At 69.5% G+C, this 17,100-nt stretch carries 14 protein-coding genes; 12 read left to right on the top strand and 2 right to left on the bottom strand.

The window, feature by feature from the left end:
* Positions 1 to 50 precede the first annotated feature (50 nt).
* The gene (gene rimP, locus NYR58_RS07230) at positions 51 to 641 is read right to left on the bottom strand and encodes a ribosome maturation factor RimP (RefSeq protein ID WP_261519808.1); all 591 of its coding nucleotides are present in this window, start codon (positions 639 to 641) and stop codon (positions 51 to 53) included.
* Positions 642 to 933: 292 nt separating this feature from the next.
* On the opposite strand from rimP, the gene NYR58_RS07225 reads away from it, so the two are divergent.
* Both NYR58_RS07225 and NYR58_RS07220 read left to right on the top strand, forming a co-directional pair.
* Positions 934 to 1,905: a complex I NDUFA9 subunit family protein gene (locus NYR58_RS07225; RefSeq protein WP_261519807.1), complete on the top strand. Its 972-nt coding sequence runs from the start codon at positions 934 to 936 to the stop codon at positions 1,903 to 1,905.
* Positions 1,906 to 1,917: 12 nt separating this feature from the next.
* Positions 1,918 to 2,685 carry a sulfite exporter TauE/SafE family protein gene (locus tag NYR58_RS07220; RefSeq protein WP_261519806.1) on the top strand — a complete coding sequence of 256 codons (768 nt, stop codon included), beginning with the start codon at positions 1,918 to 1,920 and terminating at the stop codon, positions 2,683 to 2,685.
* 98 nt (positions 2,686 to 2,783) lie between these two features.
* On the opposite strand, the gene NYR58_RS07215 is transcribed toward NYR58_RS07220, so the two are convergent.
* The gene (locus NYR58_RS07215; protein ID WP_261519805.1) at positions 2,784 to 3,590 is read right to left on the bottom strand and encodes an undecaprenyl-diphosphate phosphatase; all 807 of its coding nucleotides are present in this window, start codon (positions 3,588 to 3,590) and stop codon (positions 2,784 to 2,786) included.
* A 144-nt stretch (positions 3,591 to 3,734) separates the two neighbouring features.
* Between NYR58_RS07215 and NYR58_RS07210 the strand changes: the two genes are divergently transcribed.
* The 10 genes from NYR58_RS07210 (at position 3,735) to NYR58_RS07165 (ending at position 17,063) form a co-directional block, all read left to right on the top strand.
* Complete coding sequence (locus NYR58_RS07210) at positions 3,735 to 4,424, top strand: glutathione S-transferase family protein (RefSeq protein ID WP_261519804.1); 690 nt, start codon at positions 3,735 to 3,737, stop codon at positions 4,422 to 4,424.
* Entirely contained in the window at positions 4,424 to 5,584 is a 1,161-nt protein-coding gene (gene queG, locus NYR58_RS07205; protein WP_261519803.1) for a tRNA epoxyqueuosine(34) reductase QueG, read from the top strand. Before NYR58_RS07210 ends, queG begins: the two co-directional genes overlap by 1 nt.
* Before the next feature lie 23 nt (positions 5,585 to 5,607).
* Positions 5,608 to 6,306, top strand: a complete 699-nt coding sequence (locus NYR58_RS07200; protein WP_261519966.1) for a nucleotidyltransferase family protein — start codon at positions 5,608 to 5,610, stop codon at positions 6,304 to 6,306.
* Complete coding sequence (gene addB, locus NYR58_RS07195) at positions 6,303 to 9,425, top strand: double-strand break repair protein AddB (RefSeq protein ID WP_261519802.1); 3,123 nt, start codon at positions 6,303 to 6,305, stop codon at positions 9,423 to 9,425. Before NYR58_RS07200 ends, addB begins: the two co-directional genes overlap by 4 nt.
* Positions 9,422 to 12,946, top strand: coding sequence for a double-strand break repair helicase AddA (gene addA / locus NYR58_RS07190; protein WP_261519801.1), 3,525 nt, complete (start codon positions 9,422 to 9,424; stop codon positions 12,944 to 12,946). Before addB ends, addA begins: the two co-directional genes overlap by 4 nt.
* A 75-nt stretch (positions 12,947 to 13,021) precedes the next feature.
* Positions 13,022 to 13,345 carry a thioredoxin gene (gene trxA / locus NYR58_RS07185; protein WP_261519800.1) on the top strand — a complete coding sequence of 108 codons (324 nt, stop codon included), beginning with the start codon at positions 13,022 to 13,024 and terminating at the stop codon, positions 13,343 to 13,345.
* A gap of 182 nt (positions 13,346 to 13,527) precedes the next feature.
* A complete protein-coding gene (locus NYR58_RS07180; protein ID WP_261519799.1) occupies positions 13,528 to 14,235 on the top strand; it encodes a DUF1045 domain-containing protein in 708 nt (235 codons plus the stop codon).
* Positions 14,236 to 15,375, top strand: a complete 1,140-nt coding sequence (locus NYR58_RS07175) for an alpha-D-ribose 1-methylphosphonate 5-triphosphate diphosphatase (RefSeq protein WP_261519798.1) — start codon at positions 14,236 to 14,238, stop codon at positions 15,373 to 15,375.
* Positions 15,372 to 15,998 (top strand): phosphonate metabolism protein/1,5-bisphosphokinase (PRPP-forming) PhnN, encoded by a 627-nt coding sequence (gene phnN, locus NYR58_RS07170; protein ID WP_261519797.1) that lies wholly within the window; start codon positions 15,372 to 15,374, stop codon positions 15,996 to 15,998. The genes NYR58_RS07175 and phnN overlap by 4 nt, the downstream gene beginning before the upstream one ends.
* 27 nt (positions 15,999 to 16,025) lie before the next feature.
* Complete coding sequence (locus NYR58_RS07165; protein ID WP_261519796.1) at positions 16,026 to 17,063, top strand: adenosine deaminase; 1,038 nt, start codon at positions 16,026 to 16,028, stop codon at positions 17,061 to 17,063.
* Positions 17,064 to 17,100 lie beyond the last annotated feature (37 nt).

Below are 17,100 nucleotides of genomic sequence, written 5' to 3'. Positions count from 1 at the left end.
CCCTTCGGGATGGGCCACGCGCCCGAGCGCCGGCCATGCATAAAGATTGGTCATTCTTCTCCGGTTCCGGCGGCGTCCGCGCGGCGCTCCTTCTTGCGCCGGCGCCGCTGTTCCTTGTCCTTCTTCAGCGCCTCGCGCACCAGCGCATCGGTCAGCACCAGCCGGGCCGCGCCGATGGCGTGAAGCGGAATCGTCACCACCGGCTCCTCGTCCTCACCCACCTTCTCGCGCTCCATGGTCAACGCCTCGCCGGCCAGAGCGGTGATCGTGCCGCGGAAACGCTTGCGCCCGCCCACCAGCACCGCGGTCTCGATCTTCGCCAGATGGCCCACCGCGGCCTCGAAATCGGCGCGGCGCACCAGCGGACGGTCGATACCGGGCGAGGATATTTCCAGCTGGTAGGCGCCGTCGATCGGATCCTCGACATCGAGCACCGGCGAGACGGCGCGGCTGACCGTCTCGCAATCGTCGACGGTCATCGAGCCATCCGGCCGTTCCGCCATGATCTGCAGGGTCAGGCCATCCTGGGCGGAAAGCCTGACCCGCACGAGCCGATAGCCGAGGGCATCGAGCACGGGCATGACGATGCCTGCCACGTGCGCTTCCGTTCCGCTTTCCCTTATGATGCGGTCATCCTGCACCGGTGTTTCCTGCCTCCAATGCCGGCCGCCAAGGCTAACAAAAAAGAGCGGGACCCGCCGGACCCACTCTTCGCCTTAAAGACCAAGAATTTAAACCTGCATATAGCCCACGCCGACGCCGGTTTCAAGCATTTCCGCTTCCGTTGTCGCAAGCCGGCGTGTCCCCCCGCCCCGCTCGCGCACCGCCGGACGGCGATGATGAAAGGCCGCATGCGCCGCCCTTTGCCTTTGGATGAAAAGGCGATTATGAAGCGCCGGAGAAGAGATGGGCAAAGCGGAGAGACAAGGCGCCATGGCCACTATCAGCCAGAGACCCAAGCTCGTCACCGTGTTCGGCGGCTCAGGCTTCGTCGGCCGTCACGTGGTGCAGGCGCTCACGCGGCGCGGCTACCGCGTGCGCGTGGCCTGCCGCAATCCGCACACGGCGGTGCATGTGCTGCCCCTGGGCGGCACCGGCCAGGTGCACACCATGCAGGCCAATCTGCGCTATCGCTGGTCGGTCGACCGGGCGGTGGATGGCGCCGACCATGTCATCAATCTCGTAGGCATCCTCTATGAAAGCGGGCGCCAGCGCTTCGATGCGGTGCAGGGCTTCGGCGCCCTTGCGGTGGCGGAGGCGGCGCGCGCCGCCGGGGTGCCGCTCACCCAGATGTCGGCCATCGGCGCCGACCCGCATTCCCCCTCGGCCTATGCGCGCACGAAGGCGGAGGGCGAAAAGGCGGCGCTGGAGACGGTAAAGGACGCGGTCGTCATCCGTCCGTCGATCATCTTCGGACCGGAGGATTCCTTCTTCAACCGTTTCGCCAGCATGGCGCGTTTCTCGCCCTTTCTGCCGCTCATCGGCGGCGGCCATACCCGCTTCCAGCCGGTCTATGTGGGCGACGTGGCGGAAGTCTTTGCCCGCGCCGTGGACGGCAGGCTCGAAGGCGGCGCCATCTATGAGCTGGGCGGCCCGCATGTGCTTACCTTCCGCGAATGCATGGAGGAGATGCTGGAGATCATCGGCCGCAAGCGGCTGCTCGTCTCGGTTCCCTGGCCGCTGGCGCGGCTGAAGGCACGCTTCCTGGGGCTTCTGCCCAAGCCGCTTCTCACCCTCGACCAGGTGAAGCTGCTGGAAGTCGACAACGTGGTCTCGGAGGAGGCCAAGGCGGGTGGATACACGCTGGAAGGGCTGGGCATCGCCCGCCATTCGATCCATGCCATCCTGCCCACCTATCTGTGGGCCTACCGCCCCAGCGGCCAGTTCACCATGCCGCAGATGTAGGCTGCGGCGGCGGTGGAGCTTGTCGCAGCCCTGCTGCCGGACGGTCTCGGCGCCGCGGCGGCGCTGCTGCTCGTCGTCGCCAGCTTCTTCACCTCGGCGCTGACGGCCGTCTTCGGCGTCGGCGGCGGGGTGGCCATGCTTGCCCTGCTCGGCCTGTTCGTGCCCGTGGCCGCGCTCATCCCGGTGCACGGCATGGTGCAGCTCGGCTCCAATACGGGCCGCGCCTGGCACCAGCGGGCGCATATCCGCCATGGCATCGCCGCCCCCTTCTTCCTCGGCAGCCTGGCCGGTGCGGCCGCCGGCGCCTGGTTTGTCGTGCAGCTTCCCGATGCGGTGCTCAAGGTGGTGCTGGGCCTGTTCGTCCTGACCGTCACCTGGACGAAGATTCCGGGCGCCGCCCGGCTCGGGCGCGCCGGGCTTGCCGCGGGCAGCGCCGTGTTGGCGCTGGCCGGCATGTTTGTCGGCGCCACCGGGCCCCTGCTGTCCGCCTTCCTGGCACAGCTCATTCCCGACGACCGCAAGGCGCTGATCGCCACCCATGCCGCCGGCATGACCGTGCAGCACGGCCTCAAGGTGGCCGCCTTCGCGCTGGCCGGCTTCGCCTTCGCGCGCTGGCTGCCCCTCGTCCTGGTGATGATCGCCTGCGGCTATCTGGGCACCGTCTACGGCTCGCGCCTGCTCGACCGCCTGCCGGAAGAGGGGTTCCGCCGCTGGTTCCGCATCGCGCTCACCCTGCTTGCGCTCGACCTGATGCGTCGCGGGCTCGCGGGCCTTCTTTAGGGTATTTTGCCGCCAGACGGAATTATCTGGCATCTCAGAAACGAAGCAAAAACAGATAGATGGACCGGATCGGCGTTTCAATGAAGCGATGAATCGGCCTAGCCGACGACCAAAAGGGCGACGAGCCCCACGCCGCCCACCAGAATGCGCCACCAGCCGAACAGCGCATAGCCGCGCCGCGACACATAGCCCAGCAACGCCCGCACCATCACCACCGCCGCGAGGAAGGCGGCGACGAAGCCGACGGCGATGATCTGCACATCGGCGGCGGTCAGCAAGGCATGGTTCTTGTAAAGGTCGTAGGCAAAGGCGCCGGCCATGGTGGGCATGGCCAGGAAGAAGGAAAACTCCGCCGCCGCCCGCTTGTCGGCGCCGAGCAGAAGCCCGCCGACGATGGTGGCGCCCGAGCGCGAGGTGCCCGGAATCATCGACAGGCACTGGAACAGGCCGATCTTGAAATACATGGAAAGCGGGAAGTGGGTGATGTCGTGATAGCGCGGCGCCCTGACCCAGCGGTCGACCCACAGCAGCACCATGCCGCCCAGGATGAGCATGACGCAGATAAGCATCGGCGTTTCGAAGAACACCGTCTTGATGATCCGGTAGGCCGCAACGCCGATGACCGCCGCCGGCAGGAAGGCGATCAGGATACCGAACACGAAGCGCCGGGTCGCCGGGTCGCGCGGCAGGCCGAGCGCCATGTGCCACAGCCTTGCCGCATAGACGCTGAGAATGGCCAGGATGGCGCCGAGCTGGATGAGGATCTCGAACGCCTTGCCCGTCGACTGGAAGCCCAGGAAATGGCCGGCCAGCAGGATGTGCCCCGTGGAGGAGACGGGGATGAACTCGGTGAGCCCCTCCAGAATGCCGAGCAGCAGCGCCTCCGCTATGGTCTGGTCCGCCACGCTTTCTCCTCGGCTGGTTTGCTTGTCAGGCCCCTTGTCTGTCCCTATAGCTCGAACCAGCATCCGGGAATCAGACTGCCCGAGGATTACCGTCAAGGCCGGGAATTGGCTAGAGGCCGTCAACACCATGTGTCACGTCGAGTCATGCTGACCCTGTTCCACCATCCGCTCTATGCATCCTGCCGTTTCGTCCGCCTGGCCTTCGGCGAGTACGGAGAGGAGCTGGCCCTGATCGAGGAGCACCCCTGGGCGAAGCGCCGGGAATTCCTGGCGCTCAATCCGGCAGGCACGATTCCGGTGCTGCTGGCGGAGGGCGACCACGCCATTGTCGGGGCCACGGTGATTGCCGAATATGTGGACGAGACGCGCGGCGCCTTCCAGCGCAACAGGCGGCTGATGGCGGAAGATTCGCTGGCCCGGGCGGAGATCCGCCGCCTTGTCGACTGGTATCTGGTCAAGACCGAGGGCGACGTGACGCGGCATCTGGTGCGCGAGCGGGCACTGAAGTCCCAGATGGGCGGCGAGGGCGGCGGCGCGCCCAATTCGGCGGCCATCCGTGCAGCCCGCGCCAATGTGCGGCAGCACCTGAAATACACCAACTGGCTGGCCGCCACGCGCGACTGGCTGGCCGGGCCCCGCCTTTCCTATGCCGATGCGGCCGCCGCCGCCGCCCTTTCGGTGCTCGATTATCTGGGCGAGATCGACTGGGCGCAGTATCCGGCGGCGCGCGACTGGTACAGCCGCATGAAGTCGCGCCCTTCCTTCCGCACGCTGCTTGCCGACCGGGTGCGCGGGCTGCCGCCCGCCTCCCACTACGCGGATCTGGATTTCTGATGCCGGCGGCGCGAGCCAGGCCCGAGCGGCTGCGCGCCTTCATCGAACGGGAAGCGCGCGCGGCGGGTTTTGACGTCGTGGCGGTGGCCGCCCCCGATGCCGCACCGCAGGCGCCGGCGCGTCTGGCGCACTTCCTGCGGGAGGGCCGGCACGGAGAAATGCGCTGGATGCAGGAGACGGCCGAACGGCGTGCCCACCCGCGCGCCCTGTGGCCGCAGGTGCGCTCCGTCATCATGCTCGGCATGAACTACGGGCCGGAGGAGGATCCGCTGCCGCTTCTCAATCGCCGCGACAGGGCGGCCATCTCCGTCTATGCGCGCAACCGCGACTACCACGACGTCATCAAGGGCCGGCTGAAACAGATCGCCGGCAAGCTCGCCGCCCGCTGCCAGGCGGATGTGAAGGTGTTCGTGGATACCGCGCCGGTGATGGAGAAGCCGTTGGCCGAGGCTGCAGGGCTCGGCTGGCAGGGCAAGCACACCAATCTGGTCAGCCGCCGCTTCGGATCCTGGCTGTTCCTGGGTTCCATCTTCACCACCGCCGACATTCCGCCCGACCAGCCGGAGAAGGACCATTGCGGCGCGTGCCGGGCCTGCCTCGATGTCTGCCCGACCGATGCCTTCCCCGCGCCCTACCAGCTCGATGCGCGGCGCTGCATCTCGTATCTTACCATCGAACACAAGGGGCCGATCCCGCGCCGGCTGCGCGAGAAGATGGGCAACCGCATCTATGGCTGCGACGATTGCCTGGCGGTCTGCCCCTGGAACAAGTTCGCGCGCGCCGCCTCGGAGGCCAAGCTGCAGGCGCGGGACGACCTCAAGGCGCCGGCGCTGGGCGACCTTCTGGCGCTCGACGATGCGGCCTTCCGCGCCTTCTTCTCGGGTTCGCCGATCAAGCGTATCGGCCGCGACCGCTTCATCCGCAACGTTCTCATTGCAGCCGGCAATTCCGGCGAGGCGCGCCTCGTGCCGGCCTGCGAACGGCTTCTTGGCGACCCGTGCGCGCTGGTGCGCGGCGCCGCCGTGTGGGCGCTGTCGCGGCTTCTCGACCCTTTGGCCTTCGCCGCATTGGCCGGGCGCGCGCAGAAAGGAGAGACGGACGCGGAGGTGAGCGCGGAATGGACCGCCGCGCTGACGCGGCCGGGGAGCGCAGTACATTGAGCCGGACGCAGCCGCAAAAGGCGATGGTTCTTGCCGCCGGCCTCGGCGTGCGGATGCGCCCCATCACGCTCGCCATGCCCAAGCCGCTGGTGCCGGTGGCCGGGCGGGCGCTGATCGACAGGGCGCTCGACGCGTTGCAAGCCGCCGGCGTGGCCGAGGCGGTGGTCAACATCCACCACCTGCCGCACAGGATGACCGCCCATCTGGCCGGGCGCCAAACGCCGCGCATTGCCATCTCCGACGAAAGCGCCGCACTGCTCGACTCGGGCGGCGGCGTCGTCCGGGCACTTTCCCTGCTGGGGGCCGAACCCTTCTTCGTGATCAATGCCGATACCTTCTGGATCGACCGGAAAGAGCCGGCGCTTGCGCGTCTCGCCCTTGCCTGGGACGATGCGCGCATGGATATACTGATGCTTCTCGCGGAGCCGGCCTCCGCGACCGGGCATACGGGCAGGACGGATTTCGTCATGGACGCCGAGGGGCGGCTTGCACGCGCGAAGGGCGGGGAGGGCTTCATCTATGCCGGCGCCTTCCTTGTTCACCCGCGTCTTTTTGCCGACGCTCCCTCCGGCCCGCACTCGCTCAACCTCCAGTTCGACAAGGCCGCCGCCGCGGGCCGGCTCTTCGGCCAGATTCTGGACGGGCACTGGTTCACCGTGGGCACGCCCGAGGCGATAGCGCAGGCGGAGGCCGTGCTGACGCGGCTCGGGGCGGCGTCGTGACAGGGCGCGCGAGCCCGCGTGTCTTCTCCATTCCGCCGGGCGTGCCGTTTCTGCCGGCGCTCGCCGAGGCGCTGCTGGCAGGAGACCTGGTGCCGGGCTTTCGCTATGCGGGAGAGCCGCTGGCGCTGGCCGATGTCACCATCTATCTGCCCACCCGCCGCGCCGCGCGGGAATTGCGCGGCGTGTTCCTGGAGAAGCTCGGCGGGCGCTCGGCCATCCTGCCGGTGATCCGTCCGCTGGGCGAGTTCGAGGCGGAGCTTGCCGATCTTCAGGACGGGGGCGGGGCGGCGGCGCTCGACCACGCGCCGCCCATGCGGCCCATCGAGCGCATCCTGCTGCTCGCGCCGCTCGTGCAGGCATGGAAGGCGCGGGTTCCGGCGCATGTGGCCGCCCGCTTCGAGGAAGGCATTCTGGTGCCCGCCTCGCTGAGCGACAGCCTGTGGCTTGCGCGCGATCTCGCCGACCTTATGGACGAGGTGGAAACGGAGGAGGCCGACTGGGCGAAGCTGGCCGATCTCGTGCCCGACGAGCTTGCCGGCTGGTGGCAGGTCACGCTCGACTTTCTGAGCATCGTCACCAGCGCCTGGCCGCAGGTTCTGGCCGAGCGCGGCTTCTCCAACCCCGCCGCCCACCGCAATGCCATGCTGGCGGCGGAGACCGAGCGGCTGCGGCGCAATCCGGGGCGCGGCCCCGTCATCGCCGCCGGCTCCACCGGCTCCATTCCGGCGACCGCCCGGCTTCTGGCCACCATCGCCCGGCTGGACAACGGGGCTGTGGTGCTGCCCGGCCTCGACCGCGATCTCGACGAGGCGTCGTGGGAGGCGGTGGGCGCGGATACCGAGCCGGCCTCATTCGGCCATCCGCAACTCGGCCTGAAGAAGCTTCTTGCCGCCCTCGGCATCGCCCGCGGCGAGGTGGCGGAGCTCGCGGCGCCACCGCCGGCGCTCGCTGCCCGGCGGCGGCTCGTGAGCCAGGCGTTGCTGCCCGCCCAGACCACCGAGCTGTGGGCGGCGAACCGGGCGCTCATGGAACAGGCCGTCGCGCAGGGCGCGCTGGCCGATGTCAGCCTTATCGAGGCGGCCAATGAGCGCGAGGAGGCCCTGGCCGTGGCCGTGGCGCTGCGCCATGCCCTGGCCCGCGAGGGGGCGACGGCGGCGCTGGTCACGCCCGACCGGGCGCTGGCGCGCCGCGTGGCGGCGGAGCTTGGCCGATTTGGCATTCGAGCCGACGATTCCGGCGGCAGCCGGCTCGCCGACAGCGTTCCGGCAACGCTGATGCGGCTGATGCTGGAAGCCGTCTGCCGGCCGGGCGAGCCGGTGGCCATCGTCGGGCTTCTCAAGCATCCGCTGGTGAGGCTCGGCCTGCCGCGCGAGACGGTGCGCAGTGCCGCGGCGATGATCGAGCTGGTGGCGCTGCGCGGCGGCACGGGCCGGCCCGACATTCTGGCGCTCTGTGCCCTCTTCGAGGCCCGCCATGCCGCGCTTGCGCGGCAAAGGCCGCCGTTCTGGCTCGCCCGGCTCGATGCGCGCCGCCTTGCCGAGGCGCGGCAGGTGCTGGCCGCCCTCGAAAGCGCGTTGGGGCCCCTCGCCAGGTTGCGGAGCGCACCGGCAGCGGAATTCGCCACCGTGGCGCGCGCCTCCGTGGAGGCGCTGGAGGGGCTGGCGCGCGAAGAGGACGGCAGCCTCGCCGCGCTCTATCAGGGCGAGGCGGGCGAGGCGCTGGCGCGTTTCCTGCGCGCGCTGGTGGAGGCGGCGGAGGCGCCGGCGGTGGCACTGGCCGAATGGCCGGATGTCTTCGCCGCGCTGATCGCCGGAGAGGTGGTGAAACCGGCGCAGGGCGCCGACCAGCGTGTCGCCATCTGGGGGGCGCTGGAGGCGCGCCTGCAGGGCGTCGATACCCTGGTGCTTGCCGGCCTCAACGAAGGCACCTGGCCAGCCGCACCCGCCTCCGACCGCTTCATGTCGCGGCTCATGAAGGCGGAGCTTTCGCTGCCCCCGCCGGAACGGCGCATCGGGCTTGCCGCGCACGACTTCATGATGGCGCTGGGCGCGCCCACCGTGGTGCTTTCCCGCTCGGCGCGCGCCGGTGATGCACCGGCCGTCGCCTCGCGCTGGCTGCAACGGCTCGCGGCCTGTGCCGGCCCCCGCGAGAGCGAGGCCATGCGCGCGCGGGGGCGGCGCTTCATCGACTGGGCGCATGCGCTGGAGACCGCGGATGATGAGGATTTCGCCCCGCGGCCCTGCCCGCGGCCGCCGCTTGAGGCGCGGCCTCGGCGCTTCTCCGTCACCGAGATCGAGACGCTGCGCCGCGATCCCTACGCCGTCTATGCGCGCCGCGTGCTGGGCCTTGTCCCGCTCGATCCGCTGATCCGCGATCCGGGCGCAGCGGAGCGCGGCACGCTGTTTCACGACATCCTGCAAGCCTTTGTCCAGTCGGGCGCAGACCCTTGCGCGCCCGACGCGCTGCAAAGGCTGCTGGCCACCGGCCGCAGACTGTTTGCCGAGGCGGGCCTGCCTGCCGACGTCGAAGCGGTGTGGTGGCCGCGCTTTGCGCGCACGGCGGAAAACATCCTCGCCTGGGAGCGCGGACGTGCCGAGGGCATCCTCGCCCGCCATGCCGAAATCCGCGCCGAACCGCTGGCCGTCGGCGCCACGGGCAAGCTTCTGTCCGGCCGTGCCGACCGCATCGACCTGCGCAGAGGCGAGCGGGCCGACATCATCGACTACAAGACCGGGGCTACGCCCTCCAGGGTGCAGGCGCACCGTCTCATCGCCCCGCAGCTTGCACTGGAAGCAGCCCTTCTGAGGCGCGGCGCCTTTGCCGGCCTCGGCAACCCCGTGCCCGCCGAGCTCGCCTATCTGCGGCTCAAGGCGGACGGCACGGTGGAGCCTGAATCCATCCTGTCCATCAAGGACAGCGAGAAGACCGGCGAGGCGCTGGCACAGGAGGCGTGGGAGCGGCTGGAGCGGCTTCTGGCCCACTACGATTCATCCGAAGCCGGCTATCTGTCCCGCGCACTGCCCTTCAGGGAGGGGGACGTGGAAGGCGACTACGACCATCTGGCGCGCGTGCTCGAATGGTCGGCCGGCGGCGATGCCGGCGAGGGGGAAGGCGAATGAGGAAGCCTGTCCGCATTCCCTCCGACACGCTGGCAACGCAGGCACTGGCCTCCGACCCCGGCGTGTCGGCCTGGGTCGCCGCCCATGCCGGCTCGGGCAAGACGCATGTCCTGGCAAGCCGCGTGATCCGCCTTCTGCTCAAGGGCACGGACCCTGCGAAGATCCTCTGCCTCACCTACACGCGCGCGGCGGCGGCCAACATGGCCAACCGCGTCTTCCAGAACCTCGCCGGCTGGAGCCTGCTGCCGGACGACGCGCTGGCAGAGGCGATCGCGGGACTGGAGGGCCGCCGGCCCGGGCCGGAAAAGCTGCGCCGGGCGCGCCGGCTTTTCGCGCGCGCGCTGGAAACACCGGGCGGGCTGAAGATCCAGACCATTCACGCCTTCTGCGAGGCCATCCTGCACCGGTTTCCGCTGGAGGCGAACATTGCCGGGCATTTCGAGCTTCTCGATGCGCAGATGGAGGAGGCGCTGTTCGCCGAGGCGCGGCGCGACCTTCTGGCGGGTGTCGCCGCCGAGGGCGGCGGGCGGCTTGCCGAAGCCTTCGCCCGGGTGCTGGAACGGGGCGGCGAAAGCGGCCTGCAGAGGCTGCTTGCCGAGATCGTGGCGAAACGCGAGGAACTGCGCCTGTTCATCGACCGGGCGAGCGACGGCGCCGCGTGCCTGCCGGCCCTTCTGGCCGAGTTCGGCCTTGCGCCGGGCGAGACTGCCGAAAGCCTGGCTGCCGCATCATGGCCCGTCCCGGGCTTCGACAGGGCGGCCTTCGGCCGCTTTGCCGAGGCGGCCGCCGAGACGGAGGCGCGCGCGGTCCTCAGAAGCATCCTGCCCGATGCGGAGCGCGGCTTCGCAGAGGCCGATCCCGTGCGCCGGCTCGAGCTCGTGGCGCGCGGCTTTCTCAAGGCCGATGGCACACCCTATGGCGAAAGCACCTTCAAGGCGGCGCTCAGGCAGCGGCTGCCCGGCCTCTACGAGCGCTATCTCGAGGCCGCCGCCTTCCTTCAACAGGCTGCCGACAGGCTGGCGCTGTGCCGGATGCTGGAAGCGACGGACGCCGCGCTTGCCGTCGCCGACGCGCTGATCGCGCGCTATGAGCGGCTGAAGCGTGCGCGCGGCTTTCTCGACTTCAACGACCTCATCATGCGCACCCTGCGTCTGCTCGCCCGCCAGGATGTCGGCCCCTGGGTGCAATACAAGCTCGACCGCGGGATCGATCACATCCTCATCGACGAGGCGCAGGATACCAGCCCGCCGCAATGGCAGATCGTGCGGCAGCTTGCGGAAGAGTTTTTTGCCGGCGAAGGATCGCGCGAGGACGTGGAACGCACCATCTTCGCGGTGGGCGACGAGAAACAGTCCATCTACTCCTTCCAGGGGGCCGAGCCCGCCGCCTTTGCCGAAAACGGCTTTGCCTTTGCAAAGCGCGTGCGGGAAGCGGGCGGGCGCTTCGAGCGCGAGCGGGTGCGGCTGAAGCGCTCCTTCCGCTCCACCCATGACGTGCTCGCCGCCGTCGATCGGGTTTTCGCGCGCGACAAGGCGCGCCGCGGGCTGACCCGCGACGAGGAGCCCATCGAACATGCGGCGATCCGCGAGAACGCGCCGGGCTATGTCGAGGTCTGGGCACCGCTCAGCCCGCAGGTGGTGGAGGAACCGGACGACTGGACGCAGGCGGTCGATCACGCCTCGGCCCCGGCCGCAAGGCTGGCGGAGGTGATCGCCGCGCGCATCGAGCGCTGGCTCAAGGAGGGCGAGGTGCTGGAAGGCCAGGGCCGGCGCCTGAGGCCCGGAGACATCATGGTGCTGGTCAGGAAACGCGACCGCTTCGTACACGCCTTGTCGCGCAGCCTGAAGAACCGGCACATCGCCGTGGCCGGCGCCGACCGCCTGCGGCTTACCCAACACATCGCGGTGAAGGACCTGATGGCGCTCGGCCGCTTCCTCGTGCAGCCGCATGACGACCTGTCGCTGGCGGCGGTTCTGAAAAGTCCGGTCTTCGGTCTCGACGAGGAGGCGCTGTTCCGCCTCGCCTGGCCGCGCGGGGAGGGCGTTTCGCTGTTTTCCGCGCTTCGCGAGAAGGCGCGGGGGGACGAGGCGCTGAAGGGTATTCTCGACACGCTGGTGGACTGGCAGACGGACGCTGCCTTCCGCCCGGTCTTCGAGTTCTACGCACGCCTGCTTTCCGGCGCGCCGGGGCGCGAGGGCGCGCGGCGGCGCTTCGTCGCCCGGCTGGGGCACGAGGCGCATGACGTGCTCGACGAGTTCCTTTCCTTCTGCCTGACGGCGGAAAGGACGGGGCTTGTGGGGCTGGAGGCGCTTCTGGCGACGCTCGAAGGGGCCGCCCCCGAGATCAAGCGCGAAATGGACGCCTCGCGCGACGAGATCCGCATCATGACCGTGCACGCCGCCAAGGGGCTGGAAGCGCCGGTGGTCTTCCTTGTCGACCCCGGCAGTGCCCCGGTCAGCAACAGCCATCTGCCCGTTCTCATGCCCTTCCCGGTGCGGGAAAGCCGCCCGCTCACGGGCTTTCTGTGGCGGCAGGGAAAGGACATTTCCAACACCACCGCCCGCGACCTCGAGGCAGCGGCGCGCAGCAAGGCGGAGGAGGAGTATCGCCGCTTGCTCTATGTGGGCATGACACGGGCGGAGGACCGCCTGATCGTCTGCGGCTATCACGGCGCACGCCCGGCGCCCGACACCTGGCTGACCCTGGTGCGCGAGGCGCTGGCCGGGCAGCCGGAGACGCGCGAGCTGGCGGAACCGGCCGACTGCGCGCCCGTGCTGCGCTTCCGCCTCACCCCCCTTTCCGAGGCACCGGCACGCGAGGAGAGGGCGGACACACGGGCACCGGCGCCGCTGCCGGCCGCGATCGCCGCGCCGCTTCCGCCGCCGCCGGCGCTGCCGCGCCCGCTCTCCCCGTCGAGGGCCGCGGCACTGATCGAGGACGACCACGAGGCGGCATCATCCCCCCGCTCGCCGGTGCTCGACGGCGCTGGCGCGCCTGGCCTTGCGCTCGAACGGGGCAACGCCGTGCACCGCCTGCTGCAGGTCCTTCCCTCCCTGGCGCCCGGTGAGCGCGCGGCGGCGGGCCGGCGCTACCTGGCGCGCGTGGGCGCCGGCTGGCCGGCAGGGGAGACGGAAAGCGCGCTGGGCTCGGTGATGGCGATTCTGGAGGATGGGCGTTTCGCGCCGCTTTTCGCGCCCGGATCGCGGGCCGAGATTTCGTTGATGGGCGAGGTCGAGGTGGGGGGCACGGTCCGCGCGGTGGCCGGCAAGGTGGACCGGCTGGCGGTGACGGATGATGCCGTGCTTCTGGTGGACTACAAGACCAACCGTCCGGCGCCCGGGCAACTGAGGGAGGCGCCGCAATCCCATATCGCCCAGCTTGCCCTCTATGCCGCGCTCCTGAAGCCGCTCTATCCCGGCCGGCGGATCGACGCCGCGCTTCTGTTCACCGAGGTGCCACGCCTTCTGCCGGTGGGCGAGGCGGACATGGCCGCCGCCCTTGCCCGACTCACGAGAGCGTGAGAAAAGGATGCTTGAACTCGCGCTCCCCGGCTCCCACATGGCGGAGCGACATTTGCCGAGACAAGGAGAGGCTTGATGGCCACCGTCACTGTCAACAACAGCAATTTCGAGACCGACGTGCTGCAGGCGAGCGAGCCTGTGGTTGTGGATTTCTGGGCGGAATGGTGCGGCCCCTGCAAGATGATCGCGCCCGCGCTCGAGGAGATCTCGGCGGAGCTTAACGGCAAGATCAAGGTTGCCAAGCTCAACATCGACGAGAACCCGGAGCTTGCCGCCCAGTACGGCGTGCGCTCCATTCCCACCCTGATGCTGTTCAAGAACGGCGAGGTGGCCGACATGAAGGTGGGCGCGGCGCCGAAGACCGTTCTGTCGGCATGGATCGGCGAGGCCGTTGCCTGACCGCCTTCCGTACCGCATGAAACCGGCCCGGCCCTCGCGCCGGGCCTTTTTCGTATGCGCGGCCTTCCTCGCCGCCATTGATCGCGTCCGGGTTTTGCGCAACTATCGCCGCTTCCGCCACGGCTTCGTTATTCTGTCATGCAAATCGCCTATTGCGTCGCGGTCTGCGAGGATTGATAGCCATGCGATACGCCATTTACTTCACACCGGACAAGGACGACCCTCTGGGCCGCGTTGCCGAGCGCTGGCTGGGACGCAGCGCCTTCGGCCGGCAGGTGCCGGCCCCGACCCCGGTCGAGGGGTTTTCGGCCGCCGAGATCGCCTTTCATACCGCCGCGCCGCGCCGCTATGGCTTTCACGCCACGCTGAAGGCACCCTTCCGCCTCGCCGAGGGCCGCAGCGAGAGCGAGCTGATCGCCGCCCTCGATGCGTTTGCCACGGCGCGCACGCCCGTCCTTGTCGAACGCATCAGGGTGGCGCGGCTCGACGGTTTCTTCGCCATCGTGCCGGATGCGCCGACCCCGGCGCTCGACCGGCTGGCCGGCGAGGTGGTGGAGAAGTTCGAGCCCTTCCGCGCGCCGCTCACGCCCGAGGAGATCGAACGGCGAGGCCCGGAAAACCTGACGCCGGCGCAGCTGAAAAATCTCCACAAATGGGGCTATCCTTACGTCTTCGACGCGTTCCGCTTCCACATGACGCTGACGGGACGGGTGCCGGCGGCGGAAGCTCCCCGCATGGAACGGGCCATCGACGCCTTCTTCGGCCCGCTGCTTCTGGAGCCTCTGGAGCTTTCCTCGCTCGCCCTTTTCGCGGAGCCGGAGCCGGGCGCGCCCTTCCACATCCGCTCCTTTCACGCCATAGGAGGCGAGAGGAAAAGGAAACTGGCCTGAATGACGCATGAGACGATCCTGAGAAACGCGCGCATCGTGCTTGCCGATGCCGTGGTCGAAGGCAGCGTGAAGATCGTGGGCGGACGCATCGCCGGTCTCGACACCGGCGCCGCCGGAATCGGCGAGGATCTGGAAGGGGATTTCCTCATTCCCGGCCTCGTGGAGCTGCACACCGATCACCTGGAACGGCACTTTGCGCCACGGCCGAAGGTGCGTTGGAACCCGGTCGCCGCGGTGCTTGCCCACGATGCGCAGGTCGCCACCTCCGGGATCACCACGGTCTTCGACGCGCTGCGCATCGGTCTCGACGAGGAGGGCGACGTGGACGCCGACGGCATGCGCAGCCTGGCCGACGCCATCGAGGACAGCATCGCCGCCGGGCGCCTGCGCGCCGACCACCACCTGCATCTGCGCTGCGAGGTTTCGGCGCCGGACTGTCTGTCCGCCTTCGCGCGCTTCGAGGACGATCCGCATGTCAGGCTCGCCTCGCTGATGGACCATTCGCCCGGGCAGCGCCAGTTCACCGATCTGGAGACCTATGCCGCCTATTACAAGGCGAATATGAAGATGGACGACGCGGCGTTCCGCCGCTTCTGCGAAAAGCGCACCGCCGAATCCCAGTGCAACGCGGCGCCCAACCGGCGGGCCATCTCCGCCGCCTGCCGCGAGCGCGGCATCATCCTGGCAAGCCACGACGACGCCACGCCCGAGCACGTCGCGGAGGCGGCGGCGGTCGGCGTGCGCGTGGCCGAATTTCCCACCACCACCGCGGCGGCCAGGGCCTCCAAGGAGGCGGGCATGGCGGTGCTCATGGGCGCGCCCAACCTGGTGCGCGGCGGCTCGCATTCCGGCAATGTTTCGGCGCGCGCGCTGGCCCGCGAGGGCGCTCTCGACATCCTGTCCTCCGACTACATCCCTTTCAGCCTCATCCAGGCCGCCTTCTCGCTGAGCACGCTGGTGGAGGGCATTGCCCTTCCGCAGGCGGTGGCCAAGGTGTCGAAGATCCCGGCGGAAGCCGTGGGGCTCGACGATCGCGGCGTCATCGAGCCGGGCCGGCGCGCCGATCTGGTTCGCGTGCGCCTGGACGGCGGCATTCCTGTGGTGCGCGCGGTGTGGCGCGAGGGGCAGCGCGTGGCATGACACACGCAGTGGCCGAAGACCGTGCGCAGGACGGGCAGGCCCTTCCCATCCGCCAGGGCGTGTTCGTCGCCGTGGCCGGGCCCTCGGGCAGCGGCAAGGATTCGCTGATGGACTATGCCCGCCGGAGGTTGGGGCCGCTGGCAGGCGGCGTGGTCTTCGCCCGCCGCATCATCACGCGCCCGGCGGAGGCCGGCGGCGAGATGCACGACACGCTGGACGAGGCGGCCTTCGAGCGCGCCCGCGCGCAGGGCCGCTTCGCGCTTTCCTGGCAGGCCAACGGCTTGAGCTATGCCCTGCCGGCAAGCATCGACGAGGCCATGCGCGAGGGCAGCGTCGTCGTGGCCAATGTGTCGCGCGCCGTCATCCCGCGCCTCGGCGCGCGTTATGCGAACGTTCTTCCGGTCGTCGTCACCGCGCCGCCGGAAATCCTTGCCGAGCGCCTCTCCCGCCGGGGGCGGGAAACCCGCCAAGAGGTGATGGCGAGGCTTGCCCGCGCCGGCGCCTTCGCGGTGGAAGGGGCGCATGTCATCGACAATTCCGGACCGCTGGAGAATGCGGGCGAGCGCTTCCTCGCGCTTTTGCGCAGGGCGGCGGCGTGGAGCGATGTGTGTGATATGGTCTGATTCTCCGCAAGCGGGAATCGGACTGCAATGCTGCCCAAGGCCGAACTTCACTGCCACATAGAAGGCGCCGCTCCGCCCGCCCTCGTTGCGCGCCAAGCGGCAAAATACGGCGCCGACATCTCCGGCTTCATCCGCGACGGGGCCTATTTCTGGCACGACTTCACGAGCTTTCTGGCCGCCTATGACGCCGCGGCAAGCCTCTTCCGCAGCGAGGAGGACTATGCCGCCCTCGCCGAGGCGCATCTCGCGGCGCTGGCCGCCCATGGCGCCATCTATGCTGAGTTCTTCACCTCGCCCGACCATGCCCGTCGCGCCGGGCTGTCGGCGCAGGCCTACACCCGTGCGCTCGGCGAGGGCATCCTGCGGGCGCGGGCGAAAACCGGCATCGAGGCACGCATGATCGTTACCGGCGTGCGCCATTTCGGCCCTCCTTCGGTGGAGGATGCCGCGCGCTTTGCCGCCACCTGCGGCCATCCCCTGGTCACCGGCTTCGGCATGGCGGGAGACGAGCGCGCCGGCCACCCGCGCGACTTTGCCCGCGCCTTCGCCATCGCCCGCGAGGCGGGGCTCGGCATCACCGTGCATGCCGGCGAGTTCGGCGGCCCCGACAGCGTGGAAGCGGCGCTCGACCATCTGCGCCCGGCGCGCATCGGCCATGGCGTGCGTGCCGCGGAAAGACCGGAGCTGCTGGCCCGCATCGCGCAGGAGGGCGTGGTGCTGGAGGTCTGCCCCGTCTCCAACGTGGCGCTCGGCGTCTTCCCCGACCTTGCCAGCCACCCCTTCCCCCGGCTTCTGGCCGCCGGCTGCCGGCTGACGCTCAATTCCGACGACCCGCCGCATTTCCACACCGACCTCGGCCGCGAGTATGCCGTTGCCGCAGAACATTTCGGCCTCGACGAGGCGGCGCTGGCCGGGCTCACCCGCACCGCGCTCGAAGCCGCCTTCCTGGATGAAGAGACGCGCCGGGCGCTGCTGGCGCGGCTCGCCGGAGCGGCCGGCCAGCCGCTCGGCGCGGCGGCGAATCCAGGTGGCAAAACCGCGGCAAAGCTTGGAAAAATCCATTGAAACGCCTATATCTTAGGCGTTAGTGGCCGTTGATTCG

The sequence above is a fragment of the Chelativorans intermedius genome (assembly GCF_025398255.1).
Classification (GTDB): domain Bacteria; phylum Pseudomonadota; class Alphaproteobacteria; order Rhizobiales; family Rhizobiaceae; genus Chelativorans; species Chelativorans intermedius.
The sequence above is the reverse complement of the archived record's forward strand: the minus strand, read 5'-3'. Positions and strand labels throughout refer to the sequence as shown.